At 56.6% G+C, this 16,804-nt stretch carries 11 protein-coding genes; 3 read left to right on the top strand and 8 right to left on the bottom strand.

Annotated elements, in window-relative coordinates; all coding sequences use genetic code 11:
- Positions 1–290: 290 nt before the first annotated feature.
- The 3 genes from EH31_RS09065 to EH31_RS09055 form a co-directional block, all read right to left on the bottom strand.
- Positions 291–935 (bottom strand): hypothetical protein, encoded by a 645-nt coding sequence (locus tag EH31_RS09065; RefSeq protein ID WP_034959828.1) that lies wholly within the window; start codon positions 933–935, stop codon positions 291–293.
- A gap of 1 nt (position 936) precedes the next feature.
- Positions 937–1,149: a helix-turn-helix transcriptional regulator gene (locus EH31_RS09060; protein ID WP_034959827.1), complete on the bottom strand. Its 213-nt coding sequence runs from the start codon at positions 1,147–1,149 to the stop codon at positions 937–939.
- Positions 1,150–1,228: 79 nt separating this feature from the next.
- On the bottom strand, positions 1,229–3,511 hold the full coding sequence (locus EH31_RS09055) for a putative bifunctional diguanylate cyclase/phosphodiesterase (protein ID WP_051699097.1): 2,283 nt from the start codon (positions 3,509–3,511) through the stop codon (positions 1,229–1,231).
- Between the two features lie 213 nt (positions 3,512–3,724).
- On the opposite strand from EH31_RS09055, the gene EH31_RS09050 reads away from it, so the two are divergent.
- On the top strand, positions 3,725–4,360 hold the full coding sequence (locus EH31_RS09050) for a lysozyme (protein WP_034959826.1): 636 nt from the start codon (positions 3,725–3,727) through the stop codon (positions 4,358–4,360).
- A gap of 10 nt (positions 4,361–4,370) precedes the next feature.
- Here EH31_RS09050 and EH31_RS09045 read toward each other — a convergent pair whose 3' ends face one another.
- From EH31_RS09045 to EH31_RS09030, 4 genes are all read right to left on the bottom strand, one after another.
- Positions 4,371–8,657: a translocation/assembly module TamB domain-containing protein gene (locus EH31_RS09045; protein WP_081853321.1), complete on the bottom strand. Its 4,287-nt coding sequence runs from the start codon at positions 8,655–8,657 to the stop codon at positions 4,371–4,373.
- On the bottom strand, positions 8,657–10,864 hold the full coding sequence (locus EH31_RS09040; protein ID WP_241765880.1) for an autotransporter assembly complex protein TamA: 2,208 nt from the start codon (positions 10,862–10,864) through the stop codon (positions 8,657–8,659). The genes EH31_RS09045 and EH31_RS09040 overlap by 1 nt, the downstream gene beginning before the upstream one ends.
- 16 nt (positions 10,865–10,880) lie before the next feature.
- The gene (locus EH31_RS09035; protein WP_034959823.1) at positions 10,881–11,726 is read right to left on the bottom strand and encodes an arginyltransferase; all 846 of its coding nucleotides are present in this window, start codon (positions 11,724–11,726) and stop codon (positions 10,881–10,883) included.
- Positions 11,727–11,991: 265 nt separating this feature from the next.
- Entirely contained in the window at positions 11,992–13,245 is a 1,254-nt protein-coding gene (locus EH31_RS09030) for a threonine ammonia-lyase (protein ID WP_034959821.1), read from the bottom strand.
- Between the two features lie 116 nt (positions 13,246–13,361).
- Between EH31_RS09030 and EH31_RS09025 the strand changes: the two genes are divergently transcribed.
- A complete protein-coding gene (locus EH31_RS09025) occupies positions 13,362–14,261 on the top strand; it encodes an NAD(P)-dependent oxidoreductase (protein WP_034959820.1) in 900 nt (299 codons plus the stop codon).
- A gap of 14 nt (positions 14,262–14,275) precedes the next feature.
- Positions 14,276–15,943, top strand: coding sequence for an amidohydrolase (locus EH31_RS09020; RefSeq protein ID WP_034959819.1), 1,668 nt, complete (start codon positions 14,276–14,278; stop codon positions 15,941–15,943).
- 6 nt (positions 15,944–15,949) lie between these two features.
- Here the strand turns inward: EH31_RS09020 and tatC are convergent, their stop codons facing one another.
- Positions 15,950–16,804: a twin-arginine translocase subunit TatC gene (tatC, locus tag EH31_RS09015; protein WP_034959818.1), complete on the bottom strand. Its 855-nt coding sequence runs from the start codon at positions 16,802–16,804 to the stop codon at positions 15,950–15,952.

Raw genomic sequence — 16,804 nt, 5'->3', positions numbered from 1 at the left:
TCCATTATAGTTATGCAGCTGACCCGTTCTTTTTTGTATTGTGATATTGCGATTCGGAGGCGACGTAATGTGAATTTTGCACATTTTTTGATTATGCGGGCAAATTCGAATTCAAATTATTATATCCATTTGACTTATTTTTATTTGAATTGCGTTTAACGCATATTCCAAAACAGACATGAATTTGTTCGATACTTTCTGCTGCACAAAGTCCGTAAGCGTTGAAAGATCAAAGAAAAGCCCACGCAAACCGGGTTTGCGCGGGCTTAAAACTGGGCGGGGTTGTTAGCTTACCGAACTTTCAGCATCCCGCGCCGGCCTGCTGCAATAAAAGTTGCAATTAGCACCATCGCGTAAAAAGCGCTGAGCACATCAAGGGGCGCGGGAGCGGCGATATATCCGGCATGCGCAAGAGCGCTCCATCCGCCAAGGAACACAAAAACCAAGCCGTAGGACCAGTTTCCAGCCTCCCGATTGACTGCCATCATAAGCTCATCCGAAGCGCCATAAGAGCGCACAACAAAGTAGACGCCAAGAGCGTAGAACACACCAGCAGCGGCAAGCGATATTGCAGGAGTGAGCACCTCAAACGAACCGCTCAGCGCCAAAAACAAAAGGGCTATTCCCCATAGCCCCATGGCATAGCTTGATTGGAGCAACATGGTGCGCTGCTCGCGAAGCTCATCAGCATCTTCAACATTGAGCAGCTTGGCGCCAGCAGAAGGCATCATCGTACCCCCGCCTACAAACACACTCAGCAACACATAAAACGCACCAATGAGAGTGGCGATCTCAGCTGAAGTGGAAAGCCCGGTTTCGCCGAGGCCATCGGCAAACTGCCCGACACCAATTGCGAGCGCAAAGCCGGTTATACCGCCAAGGGTAAGCGGAAGAGCAAGCTTCCGCAACGTCCCGCCCTTTGGGTTCTCTTTCATTTCAGTCATCATCGCTTGGTTCCCACTGATCGATAAAAAGATCAGGCACGTCCACGCCGAAAAGCTTCGCCATGCGCAGTGCCAGCGGAAGCGAGGGGTCATATTTGTCGGTTTCAACCGCATTGATCGTCTGTCGCGAAACGCCCAGCCGACGCGCCAGTTCGCCCTGGCTCCAGCAGTGTTTTTCACGATGATCTTTAACGCGGTTTTCCAAACCAAAAGTCCCCTTACGGCGATTCGTGCCTGTAAAGAGGTCTTTACTGTAAAGGGTTCTTGTCAGTCAGGAGCTCTTGTCATCTGGCGGGACTGCTGACCAGATTGCCTTGCGTATATTCTCTCGTCCTTGCGCGGGCAGATTTACGCGCCACCGTCCGGTCGATCTCACTTGCCAGACGTGTTGCAGGCTGAGGATGTCCTAGCAAGTACCCTTGCCCATAACGACACCCCATCAAGGCGAGAAGATCACGCTGAACCTGTGTCTCAATACCTTCTGCAATCACATCAATTTCAAGGCTTTGGGCCATCGCAATCATCGCCTGAACGATAAGACGAGATTGGTGATCTGAGTTGATTACCCTTACAAAACTGCGGTCAATCTTGACGATATCGATTGGAAAATCACGCAGGTGCGTAAGCGATGAATACCCCGTCCCAAAATCATCGAGCGCAATCTTCATCCCGGCCCTTTTAAGGTCGCTAAGGACTTGTCGCGCTGTGTCATTGTCGTTCACCATGAGCATGGTTTCAGTGACTTCAAGGGTCAGCGATGCCGGATCAATCCCTGCATTTGTGAGCTTCTCCAAGAGATTTGGAACATAGTTCTGGCTGAGTAAGTCGGCTTCATTGGCGTTTAGGCTGATTGAACCAAGCGTGCTTATATGGCGTGCAATGTCCGGGAAGTCGGTACAAATGTTGGAGACCATAGTATTGCCGACTTCGCGCGACACATGCGGATCGACAATCGCTGGCATGAGATTGCTTGCAGTCAGCTCTGAACCGTCGCGCGCGCTCACCCGCATCAAGGCCTCAAGACCAACCACCTCCTGTGTCAAAAGATCGACGATGGGCTGATAAGCGGCAAACAATCGTCTCGACTGAATTGCGTCACGCACCTCGGTTACCGCTTGAAGCTTGGCTGTGTGCTCCTTCGCATGGGCAGCGTCATAGAAGCTGAGTGTGCCAGATGAGCGCTTCTTTCCAGTGTACATCGCAAGGTCAGCCCGGCGCACGATTTCGCGTCCGCCAATCACCTCGTTACAAATCTCCGCACCAGCCGTTCCATGAATAACCAGCTTTCGCCCGGAAACCTCAAACGGCCTATACACCGTTTGCGACATCAGTTCCCACAAGGCTTCAACGTCTGAGTGTGTCGCCCCGAGAGGAAGAATGAAGACGAATTCATCCCCTCCCCACCGGGCTATGACGACGTCATCTGGCACACTTTCGCGCAACCGGTCGCTCATTTGTCGAAGGACCGCATCGCCAACAAGGTGTCCCAAGGTATCATTGATCGTCTTGAAACCATCCAGATCAATCAACATAACCGCGAGGGTTTGGCCGGTGGCTTCTTGTCGCTTGATTTTTTCGCCCAGGATACGATCAAAGGCATTGCGATTGAGAAGATCGGTTAGACGATCATAATCAGCTGCGCGCTGAAGCGCCATTTTTGCGTAGTGATTTTCGGTAATATCGTGGATGACACCGACCAACCGAGCAGGGTGGTCTGCATCACCTTCGATGGCCTCTCCGCGCGATTGGACGCGCCGGATATTGCCGTCTTGATCCTCTATATCCGCTTCGAATTCAAACGGCTCGCCCTTCTCAATCGCCGCATCAACCATGGCACTGACCCGGTCCCGGTCCTTGGCCGCATATGCGTTGATAGCATCATCGACGCTGATCTTTCGTCCAAGTGGGACGCCATGCATTTCATAGACGCCATTAGACCACGTGAGATCCATTGTCGTAAGATCAATCTCCCACGACCCAATTCGCGCAGCGGTTTCAGCAGCCACAAAGATGCGGTGCGCTTTTTCAAGCGCCGCGTGTTTGTCACGCGCTTGATCTGCAAGGTCAGTCATCTCAACAGTGTGTTTGTGAGCACGCAGGAGATCTTCGACTACGCCCGCAAGCACAATGAGCTTCTCGCGCCTTTTGCCATCAAACTTGGCAGGCTGCGGATCAATGACGGCAAGCGTTCCAATGAGATGCCCATCGGGGCAGTGTACCGAATGCCCAATGTAGGATCGAATGAAAGGAGCACCGGTGACCATAGGGTTATCCGCAAACCGCTCATCCAACGACGCATCTTGAATGTCCAAAATGCAGTTCTGGGCGATGGCGACGGCGCAAAACGCATGCTCGCGTCTGGTCTCTTCAGCGTCCAATCCCACGCGCGACAAGAACCACTGCCTGTTCTCGTCCACCAATGAAATGACTGAAATCGCGCTGTCGAACAGGACCGAGGCAAGCTTTGTGATGCGGTCAAACATCGCCAAAGGAGGGCAATCAAGCAGCTGCAAGGCATGGAGCGCTGCAAGGCGCTCTTTTTCTGTGTCAATGAAATGTAAGCCCATGCCTCTTCTAAACTGTCCTCGCTCTTCCGCCCGACTGCATTACAGGGCCTTAGATACTTGAGGGTTGATTTCCGGTAGCACGAGCCTCGCGCTAATTACGCAGACCCAAGGCAACACTCTGGCAAGAAATTGCTTAAAGCGTTTTCCTACTTATCCATGTTGTGACTAATCAGATGGCCTCGCCATTCGCGAATCGACCCCGAGGTAACCCATATGTCCGACGTTTCCCCGCGCCCAGCGCAACGCAAACCCGTCTTCGATCTTGTTCGCCAGCTCTTGGGCCGCAAGTTCCGCCAGTCTGAAGTGGACCGTCTGGATGACGCGCTTGATGCAAGTCTTTCTGGCTCCAGCAAACCTTCTCAAAGCGCAAAGCGAACCATTGGGCCGCGCGGTACTGAGCTGATCAAAAGGTTTGAAGGCTGCGCTCGGCTAAGGCGCGACGGCATGGTCGAAGCTTATCCCGATCCCGGCACTGGCGCTGAACCCTGGACGATTGGATGGGGCGCAACCGGCAAAGGGTTTGAAACCGATGAGCCAATTGGCCCCGGCACGTTGTGGACACAGGCGCAATGCGATGCTCGCCTTGCAAGCGATTTGATAATCTACGCCAAGGACGTAGCGCGCGCGATCGGAGATACGCCGACCACTCAAAGCCAATTCGATGCAATGGTCAGCTTTCACTACAACACAGGCGCCATTCACAAGGCCACCTTGACCCGCAAACACAAGGAAGGTGATTTCGCAGGAGCCGCTGCTGAATTCGCCCGTTGGAACAAGGCCGGCGGCAGGGTGCTTAAAGGGCTTGTGAACAGACGCCGGGAAGAAGCCCGTCTTTACAACGAGGGTTAGGGTCAGAACCTTAATAGTCGCGGCTGATTTCAGCCAGAACGCTGTCACGCCCAATCGTTGTCACACTGCCCAAAAGAGCAAGCCAGCTGGTAATGCGATATTCGACCTGCGTTGCGCTATACCCCTGCCCATCGGTCACCAGTTCGACATAAACACGTCGGCCCAGGTTCTTCCCCAAGGCAACACCAGTGCCGCGCCCCAGTGCCGGGTCTGCGCTCACAATTCTCAGCTGATCAAGCCCAATGGAACGGCGCAATTTGCCTATGGGGTCAAGCCCGCTGCCACCGCCCTGCAATGCCGCGAGAGCCGCGCCCAATTGGATGGCGTCAGTGGCAGAAAGCGAAGTCACTGAACCACCGAACAACAGGCGCGACAAGATCTCTTCTTCGGGTAGCGCTGGAATTGATGAGAAGGCAATCTGCGGGGTCTGTGCGTTGCCGGTGATGTCGATGGTCACATCTGTCCCGTTGGCGCTTGACTGTGCTTGAATATCAAGCCGGGGATCGATGGGCCGGTTCGCATCAAATTCGATCCGCCCCTCGGTAAGTTCAAAGCGCGTTCCGGCAAAGCGATAATCGCCGCGAACAAGGCGCGCTTCGCCCCCAATGCGCGGGTCGTTCACCGTACCGCGCAAGGCAATATTGATACCCCATTCGCTATCAAGGCCAAGCCCATCGACCGCTACCCTCGACGGAGCCTTTGCATCAATCAAATAGCGCCACGCACCGTTTTGCGGTTGAACCGCCTGTGCAGTCTGGATCGCCCTGCCCGTTTCGCGGGTTGGGATCGTGGGAAGGCGTAAATCCTCTGCCGCCACACCCAGCGCCCAGCTCGCCCGGTCCACGCTCACCCGGCCAGCGATAGCCCCGCCCACTCCATCAGACACAATCCTCAGCGGTCCAGAAATCGTCGCTGCCAGCCCGTTTGCATTAAGCAGCTGTGCATTGTTTACCGCCGCCTTGATATCAATGCGCGGCCCGCGCGAGGCAGAGATATCGGCAAGGTCCACGGTCCCACTTCCACTCACAGTCCCGCCGCCATTTGTCACACCGGAGATGCGAGTCAGTTCAAGCTGAGACCCCTCGAACCGGCCACGAGCGGAAACCTCCCTCAAATCTGTCCCCGATACCGCGCTTTGCAGCCTTAGATTGTCGCTCGACAAATTGCCCACAATGCGCGGCGCTTCGAGCGTTCCGGTTGCGCTTGCCTGAACATTTAGTGGCCCGGTCAAATCGAACACTTCAATCGCCAGCAATCGCCACAAGGCCTCTGCTGCGCCGTCATATCCAAGCTTTGCATTGAGCTGCCCGCGCATGATTTTCTGGCTCAAGGTCTGGCCGCTAAGCGGGGCGCGGTTCAGCCCGCTGATCCTTGCATCGACCCGCCCCAATCGCTCGCCGCCTTCGGTAAGACGCGCGCCAACGGCAAGCTCACGAGCAGACAAATCTGCGACCGCAAACACATCAATCGGGCGCGAGGAAAGGATGAGGCCCGATCGGGTAAACTCATCGATCTTGATCCGCGCATTGCCTGTCGCAGGCGCGCCTTTGTTTTGGGCAAATTCCACAACGCCTGACAATAATCCGCCCAGCCCCAAGTCTGCACCAGCAAGATCAGCAAGGCGCAAAGGCATCTTTGAAAAGTGCGCTTCGATCTGCGTGTTGTCACCGCCAAGCTGCCCCTCGAGCAGCGTATATCCGCGAGCAAACCCGATCTGAGTGCGAGCCAGCGAATACCCGCCCCCATCCAGAGCCGTCAGGACGGCCCGCCGGGGCATAGTTATAGGCCTACCGCCATATTCTCCTTGCGCGATAAGAGCGATCTGGCGCGGCGAGAAATCGCCATCAAGTTTGAGCTGGAACCGGTCTGCACGCCGACCTGCAATCGATGCTTGAAGGTCACCGCTGCCGTCGATGATCTGCGCTTTTGCGTTAAATGCGTGAAGCCGGAGCGCGCCATATTCGAGCCCGCTTCCAGCAACCGTACCTTCGATACGGCTCGAATTTGCGCCATCAGTTCCGCCAAAAACACCGCTTGCATTCACGTCTGCAAATTCGAGGGCGACGGGAAAATCACCGCCAAACCGCGCGCCGCGCGATGTGAGGTCAAGGTCAAACCCTTGCGCTCCGCCCGAGGCCGGAGACAGCGCGATAGTCCCGTTGATCCCCCCTCCGTTTAGCGCCAGATTACCGTTAATCGCCCGTTCTCCCAAGATCAGCGCTCCGGTCACATCCGTGCGGTAAATGCGCAAGGTTTCGACACCAATGCGGGTGGGGCCATCTTGGGGAAGTTCCAGGGCGATAGCGCCCTCAAACGGGCCGAGCAGCGACCCGCCTGCGACATCAATCGCAAAGCCATCACCATCAGGCGCAATCCCAAGTGCCACGTCCTTCAAACCTGCTGCGGGATATGGGTCAGCAAGCACCAAATCGGCGCGAAGCCCCTCATTTGCGATCTCAGCATCGAAGTCGAAGGCCCCGTATTGGGTGTGGGTCCCTGCCCCTGAAAGCGTGGTGCGCGTGCCTACGATCCGGCTGTCGAGACGGGCATTCAGTCGCTCGCTTTCCAATACCACATCGCGCAGCACAATCGGGCTTTGCGCGCCCATTCCAAGGCTTCCCTTAAACCGGACACTTTCGCCCGCGATGGTGGCGATGGAGGCGTTGTCAAACTGGCTTGCAATGCCGGCGATGTTGGTGCGCACGCTCCACGGAAAACCGCTCCCAAACTTGGCGAGCACTTTGGCATCGGCTGTGACAAGCCCAACATTCTCAAGTGCAAGGGCGCGCGCTTTGATCGGTCCAGCGATTGCAAAGGCACCGTTTGCCAGATCGCCGCGAAAGGTAAGCTCGCCCTCTAAATCGGGAAAGACGATCTTGGTATTGTCAGCCGCAAGATCACTGCCGATCACGGTCAGCATTCCTTGTAGCTCACCGCCAACAAGCCGCTCATCGATAACCGAATTGCCGGTCAAGACACTTTGGGTAGTGGCGGAAAGCGGGAAGCGCAGTGTTTCCCCATCGAAGGTCGCCGTACCTGCCTGCGCAAGGCGGGAAATCGTGACCGTTTCGCCAATTATCAGCGCCTCAATGTTGAGCTTGTGTTCCACCTCCAGATCTCTGAAAGGACCATCGACCAGCGCGGTAAGCCTTCCCCCCTGAAGTTGAATAGTGGGCGCGAACCAGTTGGGGTCGCGTATATCCATGCCGACGTTAAAATCGTCCGCTCGATTGCCAGCCAAATCAATTGCGCCTTTGCCGCGCAAATCCAGTGTATTGCTGACTGCGGCCACTCGGCCATCGAAGACGCTATCTTCAAGGGTGCCAGTCATCGCCAAAGCAACGCCCCCCGCGAGCGTCCTTCCCAAGGTGGAATTTGGCGCAAGAGTGGGAGTAACCTTACCCAAAAGGCCAAATTGCCCGCCATCATTGGTCAGTTCAAAGGCGGCGACCCGCTCGCTTGGTGCTGTTTCTTGCAGAGGGCCAGAAGGTGCGGCTTGGCGCTTGACCACAGCGTGTCCGAGCCATTTTGACCAAGTTCCCTCACCCTGTACGCGCGCTGTGTAAGCTGCACCAAGACCCGAGAGCATTGCGATGGGTCCATCTTCGGCGGCGGAATAGTCAAGGCCCAGATCAAATCGGTCACCGTCCGGTTCTGCATCCAGCAGAAATTCAATGCGGTCTTCCGGTCCCAAGCGCCCTTTTGCATCGACAAGTGCGCGTCCTTTTCGGATATCGACTTTCGCCCCAAAATCGACCCGCTGCGCTTCTTCGCCGGCAAGCCCCGGTGCAAGTGTGAGATTGTCTATTTCAAACGCATCGATCCGGATGTCGAAGTCGGGCAGGAACGGCGCATCTGGATCACCGGGGAGGAGTTCGGGCAAACGCTCCAACCGCCCGCGCCGCGCCGTGAGTTCACGAACATCGATGCCGCTCCAAAGCCATGCAAGCGGGCGCCAATCCAGTTCTACAACGGGAATTCTCAGAAACGCGCCCTTGGGGTCTTTGAGTATGACATCATGCAGAATCGCCTCTTGATAGATGTCGCCCTCGATACGGCCCACTTCAAACCGCAAACCCGAAGCAGGTGCGGCATTGGCGATCTGGTCAGCGACAAACCGCTTCCCGATCGGAGAGGCCAGAAACATGGCTGCAAGCACGAGGGGGGCGAGCACGATGAAAAGCACCCAACCAAGCCGCTTGGCCCATACCCTTTTGCGGGTCGCCTGGCGTGTGTCACCAGTTGGCGTTTCGCCCGCTAGCGTTTCGCCGGCTGGTGTGCCCTCCACCTCGGCCATCAGAACGCCTGCCCAAGGCTGACATAGACAACCACAGGCGCATCTGTCGGAGCAGGATTGAGGGGCACGCCAACATCCACACGGATCGGCCCGAAGCTTGTCTTGTACCGAATGCCTATCCCGGCGCCTGCACGTACGACGTCGAAATTGGGACGAGCTGCGCTTGAGATTGAGCCCAGATCGAAAAACGGCACGACTTCAATTGCGCCGTCGAGGAAACCGGTTGGGATACGCGCTTCAACGGCTGCTTCGAGAAGGGAGCGCCCGCCTTCAGGTTCGTCGAACGCGTTGCGCGGGCCGATGGCTTGAAAACCATATCCGCGAACAGAACCGCCACCGCCGGAATATAGCCTGCGCGATGGTGCAACATCCAGCAAGTCCGCGCCTACGACCGTTGCTGCTGCCACGCGCGCGGCGATCACGGTGCCGCCCACCGGCTGGTAATAGCTCGCATCAACCCGGGCCCGAAGATAGGGCGAGTTTTCGCTCAAGCTGCGGGAAAATTCCGGCTCTGCGAAAAAGGATATGCGGTATCCTTGCCGCGGATCGAGCAGATCGTCGCTTCCATCAATGGTCGCCCGGCCAAAGACACCGGCAATCAGATATTCCTGACGCGGACGCGTTATACCATCGGTGACCCGGTTGCGTTCGTCTGAATAGACAAGCTCAGCACCCAGCTGCCAGCTGAGCGGCTTTTGAAAGAGCAGGTTGGAAACCCGTTCAAACGACCCTCGCAAGGCAACTGTGCGCGCATCGACCGCTTCGGTTTCGATGTCGCTTGCAAATGCATCGACCGAGAGAATCTGATCGCGCCCGCGAAAATTGCTGCGACGGAAGGTCACACTCGCCAATTGTTCGCGCGTACCAACGATACCGCGCAAACGCAGCGCGCCTTCAGGGGGGAACAGGTTGCGATGTTCCCACCCCGCCTCAAGCTTGAAACCATCTTCCGTGCCGTACCCCACAGCGCCCGAAATGGTGCGCAAAGGAGCGCGCTCAATCGCTACATCCAAGGCGACCTCACCCGGCTCATTATCACCAGAAGGCGTCGTGACCGCACGCGGCGTAATCGCGACCGATGAGACAAGCCCAGTCGCCAAAATCGCACGGCGAAGGTCGGCTTGCAGGCTAGTTTTATACAAATCGCCCGGGTCAAAGCGCGCAATGCGCCCCAAGTGACGGCCCGAAAGGAAGTCGGGGTCATCGCTTACCACTTGCCCAAAAACAAATTGCCCGCCCGGATCAACGGGTAATGTCAGATCACCTTCTTCGCGCGAATGATCGATCAGCAAATCGGGTTCACCAAGCTGGCCAAAGGGATAGCCATTTTCGCCCAAAGCCAGACGAAGGCGGCTTTCGCCAGCGACGATTGTGTCGGCATAGACCGGGTCACCAACAGCTATCCCAAAGGCATCAACCAGAGGCGACCGCTTCTCCTGATTGAGCCGGTCAAGTGCGCCCAGATCAACGCGTCCAAAAGTGTATTGCGCCCCGGGAAGCACATCAAAGCGTACCTTGGGATCGCGGTCAGCGGCTGGTTCATCGCCGCGCTCAGCCTCATCAGCGAAACCGCGCCTGCCCCCTGAAAGTTGCCGGATGATCTCGCCACTGTAATAGCCGTAATTGCGTAGCATCGCAGCCAACAGGTCTTCGTCAGAACGCGCCCTTGCCGCAAGCTGGGGCACGGTATCTTCACCTGTACCAAGCGCTTCAATCGCGGACAAAGCGCGGAAGCGGGCAATGAAACGTTCTTCTTCGGGGAACCTTGCGACCTCTGCCGGGAAGGCGAGGATAAGCTGATCGCTGATCTCGACCTCAACCAAATCGGGCAAATCCACCAGAGTTGGCGCATCGATATCCGCAAAAGAAGGACGGTCGGCATCAGGCGCGAGCTTTTCGGGCTCTGCGATGTCCAGTCGGTCAAGGGCTTCATCAAGGTCGAACGATGAAGGCGTGTCTTGCAACGGATCAAGTGGATCAGAAACTGGCGCAGGATCTACGACAACGGGCTGTGAGGGAGCCTCCTCCTCGCGCGAGGCCCAATCTTCCGCGTTCTCTACCGCGCTTTCTGGTATAAGATCGTCGAGCGTTTGCCCCCGTAAATCACCAGCAGCGGGCTGCGCCGCTTCATTGGGCAAGTTTTCCTGCCCGGCAGCCAAAGTGCCAGAAGCAAGCAGTCCGACCGCAAGGGTCAGTCTTAATCCCAATACCAACAATTAAAGGTCAACTCGCAGAGAATTTGACAGGTTGCCCGTCTTTACCCCTTGCGCCCGCAATTGCGCTATCTTTTTCGCTGCGTGGAGCCGTCGCTGCGGCGATCAGGCGGCTTTGCTCTTCTTCGTCCATCCGGCGCCAACCATCACGGGTGAGTTGTTCCAGAGGGCGATAGCGCACTTTGTACTGCATGCGCGGTGACCCATCGACCCAATAGCCGAGATAAACATACGGAAGGCAACTTTGCGCAGCGCGCTGGATGTGGTCGAGAATGATGAAATTGCCAAGGCCAGCGCGCCCTTCATGTTCGGGATCATAAAAGGAATAGATCATCGACAAGCCATCGCCTTGGCGATCCGTCAGGCAGGCACCAATCAATTTACCGGGTTCGCCTGTTTCCGTAGGCTCACGATATTCGACCAGAGAGCTGGTTACAGGCGTATGCTCGACCATGTCGGCATAATCCATTTCGTCCATGGTCGACATGCCGCCATCGGGATGACGCACGCTTAAATATTTGGTCAGAAGCTCGAATTGTTCATCGGTCGCCCATGGGCGGCACTCTGTCACGATAAGATCGCGATTGCGTTTGATGTCGCGTTTCTGAGTGCTCGACGGTTTGAATTCATTCGCCATAACCCGCACCGACACACAGGCCTGACAGTCCAGACAGCTTGGGCGATATGCGACGGTTTGACTGCGGCGAAAACCAATCCTGCCAAGAGCTTCGTTAAGCTGATCCGAGTGAGCGCCTTTGAGCTCAGTGAAAACCTTACGCTCACTGCGTCCCGGAAGATAGGGACACGGCGCGGGGCTAGTCACAAAAAAACGAGGGAAGCGAATGGGGGCCGTCACGGGTTTGGCTTTGCGTCCTCTGGGAGAAAAGTGGAATCAGCAGTAGCTGCGTTAAGACATTCTTATGCCTATTTGCGCCCAGAGGTAAAAGGGCTTTAACCAAAAATCACGGTGAATTTTGTCTTACTTTGCACATGACTGGACGCAAAAAACCACCGGAATGGAGCAATGCTTCATTCCTTTGCCCGTGCCCGTCGCTTTGTGGGACAATTATGCCCGGATGGTTGTCGGCTAAGGGATTTTACGTGGCGCAGCGGCCATCGAATCAGTTTAATTCAACGACATCCACGTGGTAACGCGCCTCGCGTAAAGCCTGCACCAACTGTTCTACTTGCTGAGCATCGCGCGCCTCACACTCGATATCGGTGATGAGCCCTTTTGCGGGAAGCGTTGTGAAGATGCGCTGGTGATAGATTTCGATGATGTTGACATTATGCTCGTCAAACAGCCGCATCACTTTGAACAATGCGCCGGGCCTGTCCTGCAAAGTCACCCGCAAACGCGCCAGACGCCCTTGCCGTGCGAGATCACGCAGCAGCACATTGGCGAGCAAACGCGTGTCGATATTGCCGCCGCACAAAACCAAGCCCACTTTCTTGCCCGCAAACCGTTCTGGATTATCAAGCACTGCGGCAAGACCCGCAGCCCCTGCCCCTTCGACCACAGTCTTCTCAATCTGGAGCAGCAGCGAGACTGCTTTTTCCAGCTCTGGCTCATCAACCAGCAAAATGTCATCGACCTTTTCAGCGATCACTTGCGAGGTGAAGTGGCCCGGTTGTTTAACCGCAATGCCTTCTGCCAAGGTGTCGCCGCCGCAGGCCATTTCCTCGCCTTTAAGCTTGGCAAACATGCTTGGGTAAAGTCCCGCCTGCACACCAACGATTTCGACATTTGGCGCTAGTTCGCGAGCAACAGTGGCCATGCCGGAAATCAACCCGCCTCCACCGATCGGGGTTACAAGGCAGTCAAGGTCAGGCTTCACCTCCAGCATTTCAAGCGCGACGGTCCCTTGGCCTGCGGCTACGTGGGGATCATCAAAGGGGTGAACAAAAGTCAGGCCGCGCTCTTCCTTGAGCTCGCACGCATAGGCGTAGGCATCGTCGAAGGTCTCCCCCTCCAGCACCACATTGCCACCGACACTCTCGGTCTGCATCACCTTCACCGTCGGCGTCGTCTTTGGCATCACGATGGTAACAGGCACTCCCAAACGGGTGCCGTGATAGGAAAGGCCCTGGCTGTGATTGCCAGCCGAAGCTGCGATAACGCCGCGTTTCTTTTGCTCTTCGGTCAAATGCAGCAACGCGTTCAACGCGCCGCGCTCTTTATAGGCAGCGGTAAATTGCTGGTTTTCAAACTTCAGCCAGATTTCCGCGCCCGTAATCTCTGACAGGGTTTTCGAATGCATCATCGGTGTTTTGACAACCGAGCCTTCGATCCGGGCAGCGGCTGCGCGGACATCGTCGAGGGTCAAGTCGGCAGGCGTTGGCCCTGCGGTGAGGCTTGCGTTTGGTGCATTCATAACGCGCAACGCCCTAAGCCCTCGCAATCACGAGAGCAACCATGATTGAGTAGGGGTGATTGAGTGGGCGCGATTGACTTGGCAAATGTGTCGCAAAGCTATTAGGTGCCACGCATATGGATAAGAGCATAAAGATCGCCTTTATCGGGCTTGGCGTCATGGGCGGGCCGATGACGGGACATCTGGCCCGTGCCGGGTTCAATGTCACAGCCTATAACCGTTCACCTGAGCGTGCCGAAAACTGGCGCAAAAGCTGGCAGAATGATGGGCTTAACGTCGCATTCGCCGAAACGCCTGCGGATGCTGCCAAGGGGGCAGATGTCGTTTGCACCTGCGTTGGCAATGACGAGGATTTGGCAAGCGTCACTATAGCAACCGGCGGCGTTCTGGAGACCATGCCAGAAGGCTCGCTTCTGATCGACCACACCACCACCTCTGCCGATATGGCACGCCAATTGGGCGAGGCTTGTGCGGCAAAAGGCATTGCCTTCGTCGATGCCCCGGTCAGTGGCGGTCAGGCCGGCGCTGAAAATGGCCAGCTTGCGATCATGTGCGGCGGCTCGGACGAGGCGATGGCACGCGCCAATCCCGTGATGCAGCCGTATGCCAAATCCATTGTCCATGTGGGTCCCACCGGCGCTGGACAAACCGCGAAAATGGCCAATCAAATGTGTATCGCGGGCGTTCTTGGCGGACTTTCCGAGGCAATCCGGCTGGCCCAAGGCGCAGGGCTTGATCTTGGCAAGACCTATGAAGCGATTTCCGGCGGTGCTGCGCAAAGCTGGCAGATGGACAATCGCTGGGCCACCATGACGAAGGACGAATTCGACTTTGGCTTTGCCATTGATTGGATGCGCAAGGATCTGGGCTATGCCCTTGACGAAGCAAAGCGCCTTGGTCTGTCTTCCCCGATCACCGCGCTAGTCGATCAATTTTATGCAGAGGTGCAAGCCTCAGGCGGCAACCGCCACGACACAAGCGCGCTTATTTCACGCCTTCCAAAAGCGAACATCTAATGCAGAGAATTTCCATGATCCGTTCACTCCTTGCCGCGAGCGTCGCCGCAAGCGTCGCCGCAAGCGTCGCCTTTGTCGCGAGCCCCGCTTTTGCTGATACGCTCGTCTATAATGTCGATGGGGTAACCATTGACGAGGCAGGCGAAGTTAAGCGCTTTACCCAGCTGGTGTTCGATGACGACGGCTTCATCACCCATGTTCTGGAACGCGGGGAAGATCGGCCTGAGGGCATCGAGTTTGCGATGGACGGCGAAGGGCAGGTGATGATGCCGGGCCTGATCGATGCGCATGTGCACGTTATGGACATCGGTTTTGCTGCGCTGACCCTCGATCTGTCAGACACGAACAACCTCGAAGAAGCGCTTGCCAAGGTGGCTGAGTTTGCCGAGGCCAATCAGGGGCGGCCGTGGATCATCGGGCGCGGTTGGAACCAGGAAAAATGGGGCCTTGGCCGTTTTCCCACTGCTGCTGAATTGGACGCGGTGGTCTCTGATCGCCCCGTATGGCTGGAGCGCGCCGACAATCACGCCAATTGGGCGAACAGCATCGCGATGGAGCGCGCCGGGATCACAGCGGACACGCAGAGCCCCGATGGCGGCCGTATCATTCGCGATGAGAATGGCAATCCAACCGGCATTTTCATCGACAACGCAATCCCCCTCGTGGGCGACAGCGTGCCCGCCCCCCGCCCCGAAGACCGCGATGCGGCCTTTGCCATGGCGCAGCAAAGATTGCTCGCAAACGGTATCACGGCGGTCGCCGATATGGGAACGCCGGTGGTCGATTGGATGACGTTCCGCAGGTCTGCCGACCGGGGTGACCTTCGCATCCGCATCATGTCCTATGCCGATAGCCCAGAGGTGATGGAGCTTATCGGAGGTCCAGGCCCAACGCCTTGGCTTTACGATGACAAGCTGCGACTTAACGGGATCAAGCTTTACGTCGATGGCGCGCTGGGATCGCGCGGGGCAACTTTGAAAGAGCCCTATCATGATGAACCCACCACCAGAGGCATTGCGATCACATCGCCTGCGCAATTGCGCAACCGGATGAGCCGCGCTGCGATGGATGATTTCCAAACCGCCATCCACGCGATCGGAGATGCAGCCAACGCCGATGTTTTAAGCGCAATCGCTGAACTTTCAGAAACCTACAAAGGCGACCGGCGTTGGCGGATTGAGCACGCTCAGATTGTCGATCCGGCCGACCTTCCCCGATTTGGCGAACATGGCACGATTGCCTCCATGCAACCGCTCCACCAGACCAGCGACATGTTTATGGCCGAAGCGCGCCTTGGCGAAGATCGCTTGGGCGGTGCCTACGCCTGGAAAAGCATTATCAACGTAGGCGGCCGCATTGCCTTTGGTTCTGATGCGCCGGTTGAGCCTGCCGATGTCTTTGCAGGCATAGCCGTTGCCATCAGCCGCACTGACAAAAACGGCAAGCCATTCGGCGGCTGGCGCGCACATGAAGCGGTGAGCCGGGAACAAGCCTTGGCCGCCTTCACCTCTGACGCAGCCTATGCCGGATTTGCGGAAGGGAAATTCGGGCGGTTAGTGCCGGGTGAACGCGCAGACTTTATCTTCGTGGACCGCGACCCAATGCTCGCCTCACCCAGCGATATTCGCGAGACTGAAGTGCGCGAAGTGTATCTTGCAGGAAAGCGCGTGTTTGCTCGCTAAACCGAGTTATTCGGCTGGTTGGTCGCTTGCGCCTGAATTGGCCCCAGTATCGGGCTCGGGCTCGGGCTCGGCTTCGTTTTTGGCATCATCCTTGGCCTGCTTCTTTAGCTTCGAGCGATCTTGCAAGCGCATCAGCAAGAGCGAGCCTTCGAAAAGCAGCAGCAGCGGCACTGCGAGGATCACCTGTGTGCCCGGATCAGGCGGTGTCACAACGGCAGCGAGCGCAACAATCCCGACGATCACATAACGCCGTGCCGCAACCAATTGTTCGCGGGTCACAATCCCTGCGCGGTGGAGCAGCATAAGCAGGACCGGGAGCAGGAAAGTGAGGCCAAAGGCGAGGATGAACTGCATCACTAGGCCAAGGTAGTCGCCCGCTGATGGCAGCGCCTGAACCTGAAGCCCGCCTGCTTCACCGCTAAATCCAAGGAAGAACAGGAACGCAAGCGGCATCACCACATAATAGGCCAGCGCCGCGCCGCCTATGAAGAGCACAGGTGTCGCGATCAAAAATGGCAAAAACGCCTTCTTTTCCTGCGCATAAAGACCAGGGGCCACAAACGCCCAAAGCTGGTTTGCGATGATTGGGAAGCTCACCATAAAGCCTGCGAAAAGGCCGATCTTAAGCTCTACGAAGAAGATTTCGGGAAGCTTGGTGAAGATCAGCTGCCCTTCTCCTTCAGGGAACGCATCTTTCAAAGGCTGGACCAGAAATCCAAGGATAGGGTCGGCGAAATAGAAACAAATGCCAAATCCGATAAGCAGCGCGAAGATCGCGCGCATCAAACGGCTTCGCAGCTCTATCAGGTGATCGAGCAATGGTGCTCTGGTTTCGTCGATATCTTTGATTTCAAACGCCAT

The sequence above is a fragment of the Erythrobacter longus genome (assembly GCF_000715015.1).
Classification (GTDB): domain Bacteria; phylum Pseudomonadota; class Alphaproteobacteria; order Sphingomonadales; family Sphingomonadaceae; genus Erythrobacter; species Erythrobacter longus.
The sequence above is the reverse complement of the archived record's forward strand: the minus strand, read 5'-3'. Positions and strand labels throughout refer to the sequence as shown.